This window comes from Microbacterium resistens NBRC 103078 (genome assembly GCF_001552355.1).
Lineage (GTDB): Bacteria > Actinomycetota > Actinomycetes > Actinomycetales > Microbacteriaceae > Microbacterium > Microbacterium resistens.
Window position 1 is genome coordinate 1 of sequence record NZ_BCRA01000016.1, and the last position, 15940, is coordinate 15940.

18 protein-coding genes are annotated in these 15940 nt (G+C 71.9%); 10 read left to right on the plus strand and 8 right to left on the minus strand.

What is annotated here, in order from left to right:
* Nucleotides 1-231 (plus strand): helix-turn-helix domain-containing protein (locus tag MR1_RS03370; RefSeq protein WP_169797642.1); only part of this gene is annotated, 231 nt, incomplete at its 5' end.
* Nucleotides 232-280: 49 nt separating this feature from the next.
* On the opposite strand, the gene MR1_RS03375 is transcribed toward MR1_RS03370, so the two are convergent.
* Nucleotides 281-979 (minus strand): MBL fold metallo-hydrolase, encoded by a 699-nt coding sequence (locus MR1_RS03375; protein ID WP_067243278.1) that lies wholly within the window; start codon nucleotides 977-979, stop codon nucleotides 281-283.
* Between the two features lie 78 nt (nucleotides 980-1057).
* Between MR1_RS03375 and MR1_RS03380 the strand changes: the two genes are divergently transcribed.
* Nucleotides 1058-1609, plus strand: a complete 552-nt coding sequence (locus MR1_RS03380; protein WP_067243279.1) for a TetR/AcrR family transcriptional regulator — start codon at nucleotides 1058-1060, stop codon at nucleotides 1607-1609.
* Between the two features lie 159 nt (nucleotides 1610-1768).
* The gene (locus MR1_RS03385; RefSeq protein ID WP_255218082.1) at nucleotides 1769-2428 is read left to right on the plus strand and encodes an amino acid deaminase; all 660 of its coding nucleotides are present in this window, start codon (nucleotides 1769-1771) and stop codon (nucleotides 2426-2428) included.
* Between the two features lie 88 nt (nucleotides 2429-2516).
* Here MR1_RS03385 and MR1_RS03390 read toward each other — a convergent pair whose 3' ends face one another.
* On the minus strand, nucleotides 2517-3953 hold the full coding sequence (locus tag MR1_RS03390; protein ID WP_067243280.1) for a helix-turn-helix transcriptional regulator: 1437 nt from the start codon (nucleotides 3951-3953) through the stop codon (nucleotides 2517-2519).
* A 131-nt stretch (nucleotides 3954-4084) separates the two neighbouring features.
* Between MR1_RS03390 and aceA the strand changes: the two genes are divergently transcribed.
* The 7 genes from aceA (at nucleotide 4085) to MR1_RS03425 (ending at nucleotide 11589) form a co-directional block, all read left to right on the plus strand.
* Entirely contained in the window at nucleotides 4085-5398 is a 1314-nt protein-coding gene (gene aceA / locus MR1_RS03395) for an isocitrate lyase (protein ID WP_067243281.1), read from the plus strand.
* Nucleotides 5399-5539: 141 nt separating this feature from the next.
* Nucleotides 5540-7231, plus strand: coding sequence for a malate synthase A (gene aceB, locus MR1_RS03400; RefSeq protein ID WP_067243282.1), 1692 nt, complete (start codon nucleotides 5540-5542; stop codon nucleotides 7229-7231).
* Between the two features lie 116 nt (nucleotides 7232-7347).
* Nucleotides 7348-7815, plus strand: a complete 468-nt coding sequence (rraA, locus tag MR1_RS03405; RefSeq protein ID WP_067243283.1) for a ribonuclease E activity regulator RraA — start codon at nucleotides 7348-7350, stop codon at nucleotides 7813-7815.
* A gap of 79 nt (nucleotides 7816-7894) precedes the next feature.
* The gene (locus MR1_RS03410) at nucleotides 7895-8347 is read left to right on the plus strand and encodes a hypothetical protein (protein WP_067243284.1); all 453 of its coding nucleotides are present in this window, start codon (nucleotides 7895-7897) and stop codon (nucleotides 8345-8347) included.
* A gap of 96 nt (nucleotides 8348-8443) precedes the next feature.
* Nucleotides 8444-9814: an LCP family glycopolymer transferase gene (locus tag MR1_RS03415; RefSeq protein ID WP_255218083.1), complete on the plus strand. Its 1371-nt coding sequence runs from the start codon at nucleotides 8444-8446 to the stop codon at nucleotides 9812-9814.
* A gap of 122 nt (nucleotides 9815-9936) precedes the next feature.
* Nucleotides 9937-10356 carry a YccF domain-containing protein gene (locus tag MR1_RS03420; protein ID WP_067243285.1) on the plus strand — a complete coding sequence of 140 codons (420 nt, stop codon included), beginning with the start codon at nucleotides 9937-9939 and terminating at the stop codon, nucleotides 10354-10356.
* Between the two features lie 33 nt (nucleotides 10357-10389).
* Nucleotides 10390-11589 carry a pyridoxal phosphate-dependent aminotransferase gene (locus MR1_RS03425; protein WP_067243286.1) on the plus strand — a complete coding sequence of 400 codons (1200 nt, stop codon included), beginning with the start codon at nucleotides 10390-10392 and terminating at the stop codon, nucleotides 11587-11589.
* 123 nt (nucleotides 11590-11712) lie between these two features.
* Here the strand turns inward: MR1_RS03425 and MR1_RS03430 are convergent, their stop codons facing one another.
* From MR1_RS03430 to MR1_RS03455, 6 genes are all read right to left on the minus strand, one after another.
* The gene (locus tag MR1_RS03430; protein WP_067243287.1) at nucleotides 11713-12108 is read right to left on the minus strand and encodes a VOC family protein; all 396 of its coding nucleotides are present in this window, start codon (nucleotides 12106-12108) and stop codon (nucleotides 11713-11715) included.
* 33 nt (nucleotides 12109-12141) lie between these two features.
* Nucleotides 12142-13281: a UDP-N-acetylmuramate dehydrogenase gene (locus MR1_RS03435; protein ID WP_067243346.1), complete on the minus strand. Its 1140-nt coding sequence runs from the start codon at nucleotides 13279-13281 to the stop codon at nucleotides 12142-12144.
* An 11-nt stretch (nucleotides 13282-13292) separates the two neighbouring features.
* Nucleotides 13293-13715, minus strand: a complete 423-nt coding sequence (locus MR1_RS03440) for a MaoC/PaaZ C-terminal domain-containing protein (RefSeq protein WP_067243288.1) — start codon at nucleotides 13713-13715, stop codon at nucleotides 13293-13295.
* Nucleotides 13712-14179, minus strand: coding sequence for an FAS1-like dehydratase domain-containing protein (locus tag MR1_RS03445; RefSeq protein ID WP_067243289.1), 468 nt, complete (start codon nucleotides 14177-14179; stop codon nucleotides 13712-13714). The genes MR1_RS03440 and MR1_RS03445 overlap by 4 nt, the downstream gene beginning before the upstream one ends.
* Before the next feature lie 103 nt (nucleotides 14180-14282).
* Nucleotides 14283-15080: a sulfite exporter TauE/SafE family protein gene (locus MR1_RS03450; RefSeq protein ID WP_067243290.1), complete on the minus strand. Its 798-nt coding sequence runs from the start codon at nucleotides 15078-15080 to the stop codon at nucleotides 14283-14285.
* A 77-nt stretch (nucleotides 15081-15157) separates the two neighbouring features.
* Nucleotides 15158-15928 (minus strand): enoyl-CoA hydratase/isomerase family protein, encoded by a 771-nt coding sequence (locus MR1_RS03455; RefSeq protein WP_067243291.1) that lies wholly within the window; start codon nucleotides 15926-15928, stop codon nucleotides 15158-15160.
* Between the last annotated feature and the right edge of the window lie 12 nt (nucleotides 15929-15940).

Genomic DNA, 15940 nt, shown 5'->3' on the forward strand with positions numbered 1-15940 from the left:
GACGGATCCGGCGGCCGCTGCACGAGGGGCGGGGAGCTGGAGCGCGCGCTGCGCGTCTGGCTCGAGCACGACGCCCGGCTCGAACCGGCCGCCGCCGCGCTGGGGGTGCACCGCCACACGCTGCGAACCCGCATCGCCCAGGCCGCCGAGCTGCTGGGGATGGACCTCGCCGCGTTCCCGGCTCGCGCCGAGCTCTGGACCGCGCTGCGTCTCTCCGATCCTCCGGCCTGAGCCGGCGCGCCCACCCCCCGTGCCCGCGGCGTCGGCATCGGCGTCAGGCTCAGGACGACAGGGCGGCGAGGAGGTCGTCGGCCGTACCCGAGAACTCCGGGCCATGGCCGGGGAGGAGCCGCCGCTCGGGCAGGCCGCGCAGCCGCTCCAGGCTGCCCGGCGTCACGGCCGGCTCGTCGCTGAAGGGCCCGATCCCGACGCCCGTCCGACCGGTCAGCACGTTGCGCGTGGTGACGGCGTCGCCGAGGAACAGCGCGTCGGCGGACGGGACCCGGATCGCCACGGATCCCGGCGAGTGCCCGGGGATCCCGATGATCTCGGGGCGCCCGGGGAGATCCAGCACGTCGCCGTCGACCATGGTGCGCACCTCGGTCACGGGACGCGTCCGGATCGCACCCCGCCGCAGCGCCCCGCCGAGGAACCGCAGGACCGGACCGAGGCGCCACGCCCCGCCCGGAGCGTGCGACGAGCTCGTGCCCCGCGCCCGGTCGGCGTCCGCCTCGTGGACGTACACCGGCACGCCGTAGGTCCGGCGCAGCCACTCCGCCACTCCGATGTGGTCGCTGTCGCCGTGCGTCAGGACGACGCCGCGGATGTCCCTGAGCGTGCGGCCGGCCTCCACGAGCGCCCGCTCCAGTCGACGGCGGTCGCCGGGCAGTCCCGCGTCGATGAGGGTGACTCCGTCAGGGGTCACGATCGCGTGCATCGCGACGATGTCGTCGCCGATCCGAAGAAGCTGCGTGGTCATGAAGGCTACGTTACATAGCTTTCATGGCTATGGTCAATAGCCTATTGTGGACGCGAGACGACAGCAGAGGAGGCCGCGATGCCCGCACCGCAGCGCGTGAGCACGGAGACGCTCGTGCGCGCCGTGCGTAGGATCGCGGAGCGCGACGGCGTGGACGCGGTGACGATGAGCGCCGTGGCCGCGGCCGTCGGCGTGCGCCCGCCGAGCCTGTACAAGCGCGCCGAGAACCGGCTCGCGCTGCTGCGGCTGGCCGCGGACGACGCGGCCGCGGAGCTGACCGGGATGATCGACGCGGTGGCCGTATCGACTCCGGACCCGCGCACGCGGCTCGTCGGGATCGCGCACGCGCTGCGCACGTTCGCCGCCCGCTCCCCCCGGGTCACGACGCTGCTCTTCTCCGCCGAGGGCACCGGGCCGTCCACCGGGGCGACGGCGCCCGTCATGCGGATCCTCCTGGAGACCATGACGACGATCGCCCCGGACGACCCGCTCTCCGCCGCCCGCACGCTGACCGCCTGGGCCTACGGGTTCTGCACCATGGAGCAGAGCGGCGCCTTCCGCCAGGGCGGGGACGTCGACACGGCGTTCGCGCACGGGCTCGACGCCGTCCTGCGCGGTCTCGGCGCCTGAGCTGCGCCTGCGCGGACCACGCGCCCGCATCCGACCGATGCGCCCCCACCCGCCCATCGGGGTCCGTCGTCGGCGAGGTTGTCCGAGAGGATCCCGAGCACACGCGCCCGCACGTCCCGGCCGTCGTGGTCGAGCGCGCGGTCACGTAGGGTGGGCACCGTGGCCCCGATTGATGAGCTCATCCGTGTCGCCGAGCGTGCCGCCGACGGCACGGCGGACGCCGCCCATGACGCCCTGACCGCGCTCCCCTGGCTCGGCGCGTCGATCGACGACGACCGTGCGGCGGACCGGTTCTCCCGCTGGGGCGCGTCCACCGTGATCGACGAGAAGACCGGCGGCGAGATCATCCCCCGTGCCGTGTTCGACGCGCTGCACAAGCGCGCGGGGCTCTCGGCGTCCTGGCCGGTGGGCAACGCCGGGCTGCTCCACGGCTACGGGTACCTGCTCTCGACCATGCCCACGCCGTACGGCCTGAAGCGCGACCGCTGGCTCGGCGACGCACTGGCCGTCTCGCTCGGCCTGCCCGCGGACCACTTCCTGCCGTGGAGCGGATCGACCACCCTGCTCGCCCGCGCCGAGGCGGCGGCCGCGTCCGTGCGGGACGCCGCCGAGTTCGCCTGGTTCGCCCCGGTGGACGGCCGGGCCACCCACACCGCCCTCGGCGCGGAACGCGGCGGGTTCCGCGCCCTCGTCCACGCGGTCGCGCCGACGCCAGGCGCCTCCCCGCTCCTGGTGACGACCTTCCCCGTCGCCGACGTGTCCGCCCTCCGCCGCGAGCTCGACGAGGCCTCGGCCCGCCTGCGCTGGAACGCGGCCTAAGCCTCGTTTCGGGGCCCTTCCCGGGGCCGGCGCGCCTCGCCCGGCGCCCCGGATCCCCGATTCGCGCCCCAAAAGCAGGCCGAGCGGGTCAGGCGGGGGCGTGCGCCTCCAGGAACTCGTACACGTCCGTCGTGTCCACGCCGGGGAAGGATCCGGTCGGCAGGGTCGCGAGCAGCGTCCTCGGCGTCCGCACGTTCGGCCAGGAGTTCTCCCGCCACCGCTGCTCCAGCTCGGCGGGCGCTCGGCGGCAGCACGCCTCGACCGAGTGCTTCGACACCCCGCGGTTCGGGGTGTCGCGGCCCACGAACCACTTCGTGTCGTCGAAGCGCACGCCCACGCTGACCGAGTGCAGCCCCTCGCTGGAGGGCTCCACCCGCGCGGTGCACCAGTAGGTGCCGTTCCCGGTGTCGGTGTACTGGAAGTACGGGTTGAACCGGTCCTCGATGTCGAAGACCACCCGGCTCGTCCACCGCCGGCAGCACATCTGCCCCTCGATGGATCCGAGCCGGTCCGTCGGGAAGTTCACGTCGTCGTTCTCGTAGGCCTTGGTGATGGTGCCGGACTCGTGCACCTTCAGGAAGTGGACCGGGATGTCCAGGTGCCGGGTGGCGAGGTTGGTGAACCGGTGGGCGGCCGTCTCGTACGAGACCGAGTACGCGTCGCGCAGGTCCTCGATGGAGATGGCTCTCCGGGACTTTGCGTCCTGCAGCACCGGGACCACGTGCGCCTCGGAGATCAGCAGGGCGCCCGTGAGGTAGTTCGTCTCCACCCGCTGGCGCAGGAACTCCGCGTAGCTGCGGGGCTCGCCGTGTCCGAGGATCCGGCTGGAGAGCGCCTGCAGCACCGCCGTGCGGGCATCGCCCTTGGCCGGCACCGACTTGGGGAGATACAGCCGCCCGTGCGCGAGGTCGGCGACCGAGCGGGTGGACTGCGGCAGATCCGAGGCGTAGTGGAGCGTGAAGCCGAGGTAGGCCGCGATCTCGGAGGCGGTGCGCTGGGTGAGCGGACCGCCCGGATGACCGACGGCGTCGAGGATCTGCGCCGCCTTCGCCTCCAGCTCCGCGAAGTAGTTGTCCTGACGGCGCATGAGATGGCGCAGCTCCAGGTTCGCTCTCCGGGCCTCCTCCGGTGTCGCCGCGCGCTCGTCGCGCAGCCGTTCGATCTCGCCGTGCAGCGCGAGCATGGCGGCCAGCGCCTCGGACGGCACGGACTTCCCGATCCGGAACGGCTCGATGCCGAGCGTCTGGAAGGTCCCCCCGCGCATCGCCCGCTCCAGGGCGATCTCCATGGTGCTGCGCTCGTCGAGGGGGCCGTCCTCCAGCAACGCGTCCAGCGACGTGTCGAGGGCCCGCGCGATCGCCTGCAGGAGCGTGAGCTTCGGCTCCCTCTTGCCGGTCTCGATCATCGAGATCTGGCTCGGCGCGCGATCGACGGCGGTCGCCAGAGCCTCCAGCGTCATCCCGCGGGTGGTCCGCAGCTGGCGGATGCGGCGCCCGATGGTGAGCGCGTCGGTGTTGTCGTCCACGGGGCGATTCTGTCACAGAAACAGAAATTCGGAAGAACTTCACACCTGATTCGGCCAGATCCGACCCCGAACTTCACACAGAGTGGGAGCACGCCATCCGGCACCGATGCCGGTTCCCCGAAGGAGACGCCATGACGAACACCGCACCCCGCCCCGCCGGCCTCCGCGCGGGCGACCAGGTCCAGACGGCCGCCGAGCTCCGCGAGAGCTGGGAGAACGACCCGCGCTGGGACGGGATCGAGCGCACCTACACCGCCGAGGACGTCGTCCGCATCCGCGGCTCCGTCCGCGAGGAGAACACGCTCGCCCGCCGCGGCGCCGAGAACCTGTGGAACCTCCTGCACACCGAGGACTACGTCCGGGCGCTCGGCGCCTACACCGGCGGGCAGGCCGTGCAGCAGGTCCGCGCGGGCTTGAAGGCGATCTACCTCTCCGGGTGGCAGGTGGCCGCCGACGGCAACCTCGCGGGCCAGACGTACCCGGACCAGTCGCTGTACCCGGCGAACTCCGTGCCGTCGGTGGTCCGCCGCATCAACAACGCGCTGCTGCGCCAGGACCAGCTCGAGCACGCGGAGGGCCAGGTCACACGGGACTGGCTCGCCCCGATCGTCGCGGATGCGGAGGCCGGGTTCGGCGGGCCGCTGAACGCTTACGAGCTCGCCCAGTCGCTGATCCAGGCCGGCGCCGCGGGGATCCACTGGGAGGACCAGCTGGCGAGCGAGAAGAAGTGCGGCCACCTCGGCGGCAAAGTCCTCGTGCCCACTCAGCAGCACATCCGTACGCTGAACGCCGCCCGTCTCGCCGCCGACGTCGCCGGCGTCCCCACGGTGATCATCGCCCGCACCGACGCCCTCGCCGCCGACCTGCTCACCAGCGACGTCGACGAGCGCGACCAGGCGTTCACCACCGGCGAGCGCACGAGCGAGGGCTTCTACCGGATCCGCGCCGGGATCGAGTCGGTCATCAGCCGCGGCCTGGCCTTCGCGCCCTACGCCGACCTGCTGTGGGTCGAGACCGGCGAGCCCGACATCGCGCTCGCCCGCGAGTTCGCCGCGGCGATCCACGCGGAGTTCCCCGGCAAGATGCTCGCCTACAACTGCTCGCCGAGCTTCAACTGGAAGCGCCACCTGTCCGACGCCGAGATCGCGACGTTCCAGCAGGAGCTGGCGGAACTGGGCTACCGGTTCCAGTTCATCACGCTGGCCGGCTTCCACGCCCTGAACCACTCGATGTTCGACCTCGCCCGCGGATACGCCGAGCGCGCCATGAGCGCGTACGTCGAGCTGCAGGAGGCGGAGTTCGCCGCCGAGGCCTCCGGATACACCGCCACCAAGCACCAGCGCGAGGCGGGCACCGGCTACTTCGACGTCATCTCCACCGCGCTCAACCCCGACAGCGCCACTCTCGCCCTCGCCGGCTCCACCGAGGCCGCGCAGTTCCACTAAGCCGTCGCGGATGCCGCATCCGTCGAGACCCCCTCGGCCTCCCGAGACCCCCTCCGAATCACGCATCTCCGAGGGGGTTTCGGGGCCAAGAGGGGGTCTCGACACCACCACCGGCTCCGCTCACAGAACAGGACTCCCACCATGAGCATCACCGCCCCCACCACCGCCACCCGCAGCACCGGACCATCCATCGAGATCACCGGACCCCGCCACGACCGGTTCGACGAGATCCTGACGCCCGAGGCGCTGGCCTTCCTCACCGAGCTCCACCACCGCTTCGCCGGGCGGCGTCACGACCGGCTCGCCGCCCGGATGCGCCGCCGCTTCGAGATCGGCAACGGGCACGACCCGCGCTTCCGCGACGACACGGCGCACATCCGCGAGGACGCCGACTGGCGCGTCGCCGGCGCCGGGCCGGGCCTCGAGGACCGTCGCGTCGAGATCACCGGCCCGACCGATCCGAAGATGACGATCAACGCCCTGAACTCCGGCGCGAAGGTCTGGCTCGCCGATCAGGAGGATGCCACGAGCCCCACGTGGCGCAACGTCATCGGCGGCCAGTTGTCGCTGCGCGACGCGATCCGGGGGGAGCTCACCCACACGAGCGCCGAGGGCAAGGAGTACCGCGTCACGGCGGAGACGACGCCGACCATCGTGATGCGCCCGCGCGGGTGGCACCTGGTGGAGAAGCACCTGGAGTTCACCGACCGGACCGGACGGACCCTGGCCGCCTCGGGATCCCTCGTGGACTTCGGCCTGTACTTCTTCCACAACGCGCAGGCGCTCATCGACGCCGGGCGCGGCCCGTACTTCTACCTCGCCAAGCTGGAGTCCAGCGAGGAGGCGAAGCTCTGGGACGACGTGTTCACGTTCAGCGAGGACTACCTCGGGATCCCGCACGGCACGATCCGCGCCACGGTGCTGATCGAGACGCTGCCGGCCGCGTTCGAGATGGACGAGATCCTGTTCGAGCTGCGCGACCACTGCGCAGGGCTGAACGCCGGACGCTGGGACTACATCTTCTCCATCATCAAGAACTACCGCGGGCGCGGGGCCCGGTTCGTGCTCCCGGATCGCAGCGAGGTCACGATGACGGTGCCGTTCATGCGGGCGTACACGGAGCTGCTCGTGCAGACGTGCCACCGTCGCGGCGCCTACGCGATCGGCGGCATGAGCGCCTTCATCCCGAACCGGCGCGACCCCGAGGTCACCGCCCGTGCGATCGAGAAGGTGGCCGCCGACAAGAAGCGGGAGGCCGGGGACGGGTTCGACGGCACCTGGGTCGCCCACCCGGATCTGATCCCGACCGCGCAGGCCGAGTTCGACGCTGTGCTGGGCGAGCGCACGAACCAGCTCGATCGACGGCGCGACGACGTGCAGGTGCGGGCGGAGGACCTCCTGGACGTGCACATCGGCCGCCCCATCACCGCGGCGGGCGTGCGCGACAACGTCTCCGTGGCGATCCGCTATCTGGAGGCATGGCTCCGCGGTCAGGGAGCGGTGGCGATCGACAACCTCATGGAGGACGCGGCGACCGCCGAGATCTCCCGGTCGCAGGTGTGGCAGTGGATCCACCAGGATCGCGAGACGGAGGACGGCACCGCCATCACCGTGGAGTACGTCGAGAAGCTGATCGCGGAGGTGCTCGCCGAGGTCCGCGCCGACTCCGCTGGCGCGACGGGCGCCGCCGGCACGACGGGATCGTCCGCCGCGCGCACCGCGGACCGGTTCGACGATGCCGCGGAGGTCTTCCGCGAGGTGGCGCTGCGCGAGGAGTTCCCGGCCTTCCTCACCCTGGGCGCATACTCGAAGCACCTGACCGAGGTGGACTGATCGCCTCGATCCCTTCCATCGAGTGGTCAGTTTCTGCGGGTTCGGCGCCGTTCGACCCACAGAAACTGACCACTCGCGACGACGCGACGCCGATCGCGCGATCCCGAGGAGCCGACATGACCGAGTCCACCGCCGACCTCTACGACCGTCTCGGCGAAGCGCTGCAGTCCCTCCCGCTGCAACTGCGCTCGTTCGGCGGACGGGCGGCGTTCTCCGGCCCCGTCCGCACGGTGCGGTGCTTCGAGGACAACGTCGTCCTGAAGTCCGTCCTGGAGACGCCGGGCGCCGGCGCCGTGCTGGTCGTGGACGGCGGCGGATCCCTCGACCGCGCCCTGATGGGAGACATGATCGCCGGGCTCGCCGTGAGGAACGGGTGGGCCGGCGTCGTCATCCACGGCGCGATCCGCGACAGCGCCGACATCGCCCGGCTGCCGCTCGGGGTGAAGGCCCTCGGCACCAACCCGCGCAAGAGCACGAAGGAGGGCGTCGGCGAGATCGACGTGGAGGTCGCGTTCGGCGGCGTCGTGTTCCGTCCGGGCGCGCGCCTCGTCGCCGACGAGGACGGGATCCTCGTCGAGCGCTGAGGGATCCGCCCGAGGTCGCACCGCTCGCCTGACCGCCCCGCGCGGCCCCGGCCTGTTGACCCGGGCGTACGCTGGCGGCATGAGTGACTCCCCGGACGCCGTCCCCTCCGTCGCCGACGACCTCGTGGGCGAGTTCCTGGCCCGTTCGGCGCACGGCGCACGCCTGATCGCGGTCGCCGGAGCCGACGCCGACCGGGTGACCGCGTTCGCGACGCGGCTGGCGGAGGCGTTCGCCGGCCGCGACGTCGTGGCCGATGTCTCCGACGCCACGGGCAAGGACGAGGCCGCCCTGCGCACCGAGGTCGTGGCGCCGTACCGGGCCTCCCGCGTGGACGCGGTCCGCATCGTGACCGGCGACGCCGGACTGCTGATCCCGTCGGCGCGGGGCCTCTGGCACCAGTCGATCTGGGTGCTCGCCGGCGACGAGCCGCCGCACACGGCGGCGGACGCCCTCGTGGATCTGACCGACCCCGGGCGCCCGACCCGACGCTTCGGCGACTACTGCGCGGTGCCGCCGGACCACCTGTCCTGACGCCCCGGCACGACTCCCTCTTCCGGAATCCGCCGCACCGCTGCCGGGCCCCGGGCCCGCGACCCGGTAGCGTGCACTCATGCCGAAACGATCGCCGTGGCCCGCCGCCGCCGGATGCCCGCGGACGCGATGCCCGTGACCCGTCGTCATCGCCGTCCGCTCGCCCGCCACGCCGCGTTCCGCTCCCCCGGCGTCCTCCGCCAGCTGCTCACCGTGCTCGGAGCCGGCGCCGCGTCCGTCCTCGTCGCCGCCCTCGCCGTCGGTGCCTTCGTCCTCTCCGAGCTGACCGGGAGCCTCGCCGAGAACACCGTGTCCCTCGGGCAGGACGCCGTGGTCCCCGCCCAGCCGCCCGGCATCGGCGCCTACAGCGGCAGCTTCGACGTCGTGATCACGGGTATCGACGAGTGCGGGCCGATCACCACGCCGCTGTTCGGCGACCGGTGCGCCGATCCCGAGAGCGACGTGCCGCTCAACGACGTCAACCTGCTGGTGCACGTCTCCGACGCGCCCCGCCGCGTCACGGTCGTCTCCTTCCCCCGCGACCTCATGATCTCCATTCCCGCGTGCACGGACGACAACGGCGACGAGACCTCGCCGATGTGGCGGGCGCAGATCAACACGGCGTTCGCGACCGGTGGGCTGCCCTGCGTGGCGAAGACCCTCGGCGATCTGGCGGGGATCACGGTCGGCTACGCGGCGAAACTCGGCTTCGACGACGTCATCCAGATCACCGATGCGATCGGCGGGGTCGAAGTCTGCATCGGCGGCACCGGGATCAGCGACGAGCACACGAGCCTGGAATGGGAGCCCGGCAACCGCGTGATCCAGGGGTTGGACGCGCTGCAGTTCCTGCGGACCCGCCACGGCGTCGGCGACGAGAGCGACCTCGGGCGCATCTCCAACCAGCAGCAGTACATGTCGCGTCTGGCGCGCAAGGTGGTCAGCGACGAGGTGCTCGGCGACCCCGCGAAGCTGCTGCGGATGGCCACCGTGGTCACGGACAACGTCGTCACCAGCGACACCCTGCAGGACCCCGTGCTCCTGGTCCGGATGGCGCTCGCGCTGAAGAGCGTGCCGTTCGACGACTACGTGTTCCTGCAGTACCCGACCTTCACGGATCCGTCCGATCCGAACCGTGTCGTTCCCGACGAGGACTCCGCGGAGATCCTCTGGGCCGCGATCGCCGCCAACCAGCCGCTGCGGATCACGGGGGACGTCTCCCCCGTGGGCGGGGCCGAGCTCGTGCCCGACCCGAACGCTCCGGCCGACCCCAACGCGCCGGTCGACCCCAACGCCCCCGTCGATCCGAACGCCCCCGTCGATCCGAACGCCCCGGTCGACCCGAACGCCCCGGTCGACCCACCGGTGCCGACGCCCGGCGCGGTCGTGGACGGCCGTCTGGAGCTACCGCCCTCGATCACCGGCACGACGCCCGGCGAGCTCACCTGCTCGGGCGGAAACGCCTGATCCCGCGACGTCCGCTCCGCCGCCCGTCGTCGAGTGGTCAGTTTCTGTGGGTTGAGAGCCCGCGAACCCACAGAAACTGACCACTCGGCGTCCGTGCGGCGGCGGGCGGGGAGAATGGGAGCATGCGCACGCTGCTCAACATCATCTGGCTGGTCTTCGCCGGCGTGGGCCTCTTCCTCGCCTACGTGCTCGCCGGGATCCTGCTGTGCATCCCGATCATCACGATCCCGTGGGCGATCGCCTCCTTCCGCACCGCGCGCTACGTGATCTGGCCCTTCGGCCGCACGATCGTCGCCAAGCCCACCGCGGGCGTCGGCTCGTTCCTCGGCAACGTGATCTGGGTGATCCTGGCCGGATGGTGGCTGGCGCTCGGGCACATCGTCTCGGGGATCGCACTGTGCATCACGATCATCGGCATCCCGATGGCGATCGCGGACTTCAAGATGGTCCCGATCTCGCTCATGCCGCTCGGCAAGGACATCGTCTCGACCCGGGACGGCGCGTTCGACCGCACGCTCGGAGGCTCCTCGACACGGGGATGACCCGGCGCAGGGCGCCCGGGTACGCTTTCCCGTGTGACCGAACGCGCGCCTCTCTCCCGCAAGCTCTCCGCCATCGCCGAGTCCGCCACGCTCAAGGTGGACGCGAAGGCCAAGTCCCTCAAGGCCGAGGGCAAGCCCGTCATCTCGTATGCCGCGGGCGAGCCCGACTTCGCCACACCGCAGTTCATCGTGGACGCGGCCGCCGAGGCCCTCGCCGATCCGGCGAACTACCGGTACACGCCCGCCGCGGGCCTGCCGGCGCTGCGCGAGGCCATCGCCGCCAAGACGCTGCGCGACTCCGGGCTCGAGGTCTCTCCGAGCCAGGTCATCGTCACGAACGGCGGGAAGCAGTCCGTCTACCAGGCGTTCCAGACCGTTGTGAACCCCGGCGACGAGGTGCTGCTGCCCGCGCCGTACTGGACGACGTACCCGGAGGCCATCCGTCTCGCCGACGGCGTGCCGGTGGAGGTCTTCGCCGGTGCCGACCAGGACTACAAGGTCTCGGTCGCCCAGCTCGAGGCCGCCCGCACCGAGCGCACGACGGTGCTCGTGTTCGTCTCCCCGTCCAACCCGACCGGCTCGGTCTACACCGCCGAGGAGACGCGCGCGATCGCCGAGTGGGCGCTCGAGCACGGCATCTGGATCATCAGCGACGAGATCTACCAGAACCTCACCTACGACGGCGTCGAGGCCACCTCGGTCGTACAGGCCGTCCCCGAGGTCGCCGCGCAGACGATCCTCGTCAACGGCGTGGCGAAGACCTACGCGATGACCGGATGGCGCGTGGGCTGGATGGTCGGTCCCGCCGACGCGATTAAGATCGCCGGCAACCTGCAGTCGCACCTGTCGAGCAACGTGAACAACGTCGCGCAGAAGGCGGCGATCGCGGCCCTCACCGGTCCGCAGACCGAGGCCGAGCAGATGCGCGAGGCCTTCGATCGCCGCCGGCGACTGATCGTCTCCGAGCTGTCCAAGATCGAGGGGCTGGTCGTGCCCGACCCGCACGGCGCGTTCTACGTGTATCCGGACGTCCAGGGACTGCTTGGTCGCTCCTGGGGCGGCGTCACCCCGACGACCTCGCTGGAGCTCGCCGACCTCATCCTGGAGCAGGCCGAGGTCGCCGTCGTCCCGGGCGAGGCGTTCGGGCCCTCGGGGTACATCCGCATGTCGTACGCGCTCGGCGACGACGCCCTCCTGGAGGGCGTGCAGCGTCTCCAGCGTCTGTTCTCCTGAGCGGAGGGGTTCACCGAGACCCCCTCTCGGCATCGAGACCCCCTCTCACCCGCGTGGGTGTGAGGGGGTCTCGGCGTTGCGAGGGGGTCTCGGCGCCCAGGGCGGGAGAAGGGCGCGGAAAGGTCAGCCGCGGAAGCCGATCAGCCAGCGCACGCCGTATCGATCCGCGACCGATCCGTCGTGGTCTCCCCAAGGACGCTTCTGCAGCGGGTCGATGATGCGCCCGCCGACGGCGAGTTCCTCGTACCAGCGGGTGAGCGTCTCGGGCTCGGCGGTGCCCAGCAACGCGAGGAACATCCCGCTCATCTGGACGCCGTCCTGGTCGGCGCCAGCGTCGGCACCGGACACGGCGACGGGGCCGTGCAGCTCTCCGTGCGCGATCGCGTCTCCCGGACCATCGCTGCGGCCGCCCTCGGCATACGTGAACGTCATCAGCTCGCCGCCGAACACGCTCCGATAGAACTCCAGAGCCTCGGCCGCGTTGCCGGGGAAGAGCAGGTACGGAGCAGGTGCGGTCATGCGGGCGAGCCTACGCGGTGGCTGAGCCGCCGGCTACAGCTCGACGTCGACGAGCACCGGCTCCGGCTGCAGCAGCAGTCCGAACTCGGCGTGCACGCGCCCCTGGATGAACCGCGCCAGCTCGGCGATCTCCCCCGCGGTCGCGCCGCCGCGGTTCGTCAGCGCGAGGGCGTGCTTGGTCGAGACGCCCGCCCGGGAACGCGGCAGCCGGAACCCCTTGCGGATCCCGGCGTTCTCGATCAGCCATGCCGCGCTGACCTTCACGTCGGAGGACACGTCGGCGCGGGGCGGGGGCACGATGCCGTCGTAGGAGTCCAGCGGGATGACCGTGACGGTGTCGAGGTCGGGCGACACCGGCCAGCGGGGGCACTCGGCGGGAAGGGTCCGCGCGAACGACTCGGAGACGATCGCGTTCTGGAAGAAGGACCCGGCCCCGTGCGTGTCGGGATCCTCCGGATCGAAGATCATGCCCTTCGCCGCGCGGGTGGCCAGGATGCGCTCGCGCACCCAGCTCAGCGGGACCGGCTCCTCCCCCTCGAGCCCCAGCGCGCGGCGGAGCTGCTCACCGCGCACCACGCGCCCCGCGGGACCGACCTCCGCGAGGTCGAGGGTCACCGAGAGGATCACCGCTCGGCGCCGCGGCACCGAGCCGTAATGGTGCTTGAGGACGGAGGTGCGGAACCCGAGCCCGAGCTCGGCGGCCGGGACGACCGACACCTCGCCGGTGGCCTCGTCGATCAGCTCGACCTCGACCAGCGTCTCCTGGATCTCCTGTCCGTACGCGCCCACGTTCTGCACCGGCGCCGCGCCGGCCGTGCCCGGGATGCCCGACATCGCCTCGATCCCGGCCAGTCCCTGCGCGACCGTCTCCGCGACGAGGGCGTCCCAGTCGTGGCCGGCCTGCACGCGCAGCCGGACGCGGCCGGGGTGCGGCGAGGGGAGCCGCTCGATCCCCGTGGAGCGGATCCGGACGACGGTGCCGTCGAACGGCTCGTCCCCGGCGAACAGGTTGGAGCCGCCGCCGAGCACGAACCACTCGTCCCCGCGGGACCAGATGTCCCGCAGCGCCGCCACGATCTCATCGGCGGTGGACGCGTCGACCATGCGGGCGGGCGCGGCACCGGTCTGGAGCGTCGTCAGCTCGGCGAGGCGGATCGGGGCGGTCTCCGGCACGAGGGCGTCCGTCATCGTCCGAGCGAGTCCGCCGCGACGCGGAGCTGGGCCTTGACGAGCACCGTCGTGTCTCCGTGCTTGACCGTGAGGTCGATGCGCACGGCGGACTCGTCCGCCGCTCCCACCTTCGCGGTGACGGTCAACTCTGCGCCGGTGACCGGGTCCACCACGACCGGTCGTGCGAAACGCACGCCGTAGTCCACCACCCGTGCGGCGCCGGGCAGCGCCGCGACCACCACGGAGGAGGCGATCCCCATGGTGAGCATGCCGTGGGCGAGGACGCCGGGCAGTCCCACCTCCGCCGCGACGTCGTCGCGGTAGTGGATCGGGTTGAAGTCACCGGAAGCGCCCGCATAGCGCACGAGCGAGTCCCGGGTGAGGTGCACGGAGCGCTCGGCGACGACCGTGCCGACCTCGAACGTCTGGGCGGTCATGCCGCGGCCTCCGTCTTCTCCTCGTCGGATCCGATCAGCAGCACGCTCGTCGCCGTCACGACGTGCGCGCCGTCGGCGTCCGTGATCTCGGCCTCGCTCGTGACCATCGCCGCGGTCCCCATCGGCCGGATGCCGGTGATGCGCAGCTGCGCCGTCAGCTCGTCACCCGCCACGATCGGCCGGGTGTAGGCGAAGCGCTGCTCGGCGTGGATCGTGCGGGCCAGGACGATGCCGGAGTCCGGAGCGGACAGCAGCTGCTGCAGGGTCAGGTCCTGGATGACCATCGCGAACGTCGGCGGGGCGACGACGTCCGCGAAGCCGAGCGCGCGGGCGGCCTCGACGTCCGTGTGCTGGGGGGCGTCGGCGAAGACGGCGCGGGCGAACTCGCGCACCTTCTCCCGCCCGACGAGATACGGCGTGGTCGGCGGGAACGCGCGTCCCACCAGTTCGGGGTTCACAGGCACCCTCCGATCCTACCCAGCGGGCCCGGGCCCCGTTCCGCGGCCGCACCGTGCGAAGGCCTCACTCCGCGACGTCCTCGCTCGACCGTCCGATCCGGCGCCCCGTTCAGCCCTTCTTGCGGCCGCGGATCGCCTTGAGCGCCATCTGCACGCCGATCACGACAAGGTATGCCGCGAACAGCATGTTGCCGGCGAAGGGATCGATGAGCGTCGCGAGCCACGCGCCGAGGGCCGTGGTCGTGCAGGCGGCGAGGCCGATCAGCCCGGCGGCGAGCAGGTCGACGTTCTGATGGCGGATGTTACCGATCGTGCCGGAGACGGCGGTGGGGATCATCATCAGCAGCGACGTGCCCTTCGCGATCAGGTCGCTCGTGCCGAAGCCGAGCATGAGCACCGGGACGACGATGACGCCACCGCCGACGCCGATCAGGCCGGCCATGACACCCGTGAGCAGCCCCACGACCACCAGCAGCGGTCCCGTCGCCCAGGTGAGCTCCAGCGCCGCGTCACGGGACGGGATGACGAGGAACAGGCTGACGATCACGATGACGAGGAAGCCGACGAAGAACCAGCGCAGCGCCGTCTGCGAGATCCGGGGAAGGAGACGTGTGCCGATCTGGGCGCCGACGACGGCGCCGGCGGCCAGCAGCAGAGCGGGCATCCACGCGACGGAGCCGGAGACGGCATAGGAGACGACTCCCACCGTCGCGGTCGGCACGATCGCTGCCAGCGACGTGCCCGCGGCGAGGCGCTGGTCGAACCCGAGCAGCAGCACGAGGAGGGGCACGATGACCGTGCCCCCGCCGACTCCGAAGAGCCCGGAGAGCAGCCCCGCGGCCAGCCCGATTCCGATGAAGGACGCGTAGGCGCGTGGCCCCCGGATGCGCTCGACGACCTCGCCCACGTCTTCTCCCGTCCCCCGCGCGGTCGGCGGGCAGCATCGCCCAGCCTATGCCCGGGCGTGGCCGGCGCGCGGACGGGTCATTCCCCGCGGAACACCGGCGGTCGCTTCTGCTGGAACGCCGCGAAGCCCTCGCGGTAGTCGGCGGTGTCGCGGAGCGCGGCCTGTGCCGTGTTCTCCTGCCGCATCGATTCCCACAGTCCCCGCCGCTGGTCCCGGAGCGCCGCCACCAGCCGCTTGCTCGCGAGGAAGGCCGCCGTCGCCCCGGTCGCCGCCCTCTCGGCCGCCGCAAGGGTCGCCGCGTGCACCTCCCCGTCGGGCAGCACGCGGGAGAACACCCCCGCCTGCACCGCCTCCGCGCCGCTCATGAGCCGGCCCGTATAGATCAGGTCCAGCGTCCGGTGCGCGCCGAGGCGCTCGTAGAAGAGCGCGTGACCGCCCGAGTCCAGGACCGCGCCGAGCGCTGCGAACGGGGAGCCGATCTTCGCGGATTCGGCCACGTAGACGACATCCGTCGCGATCAGGAGCCCCAGCCCCACGCCGAGGCAGGCGCCGTGCGCCGCCGCGAAGGTCGGCGCGGGGAACGCGGACATCCGCTCCAGCAGCGGCGTCACCCGTCCGTCCAGGAAGGCGGACACATCATCCTCGGCCGGGTCCACACGGGAGATGTCCCGCCCCGCGCAGAACGCCCTCCCCTCGCCGCGCAGGACGAGCGCCCGTACTCCGGCGCTCGCCGCCTCGGCGTAGGCGCTGTCGAGGTCACGCAGCGCCCCTTCGTCGAGCGCGTTGAGGGCCGACGGGTTGTCGAGCGTGACGTGGGCGACGCCCCCGTCGATCCGCAGGTCGATCACGGTCCTCTCCTC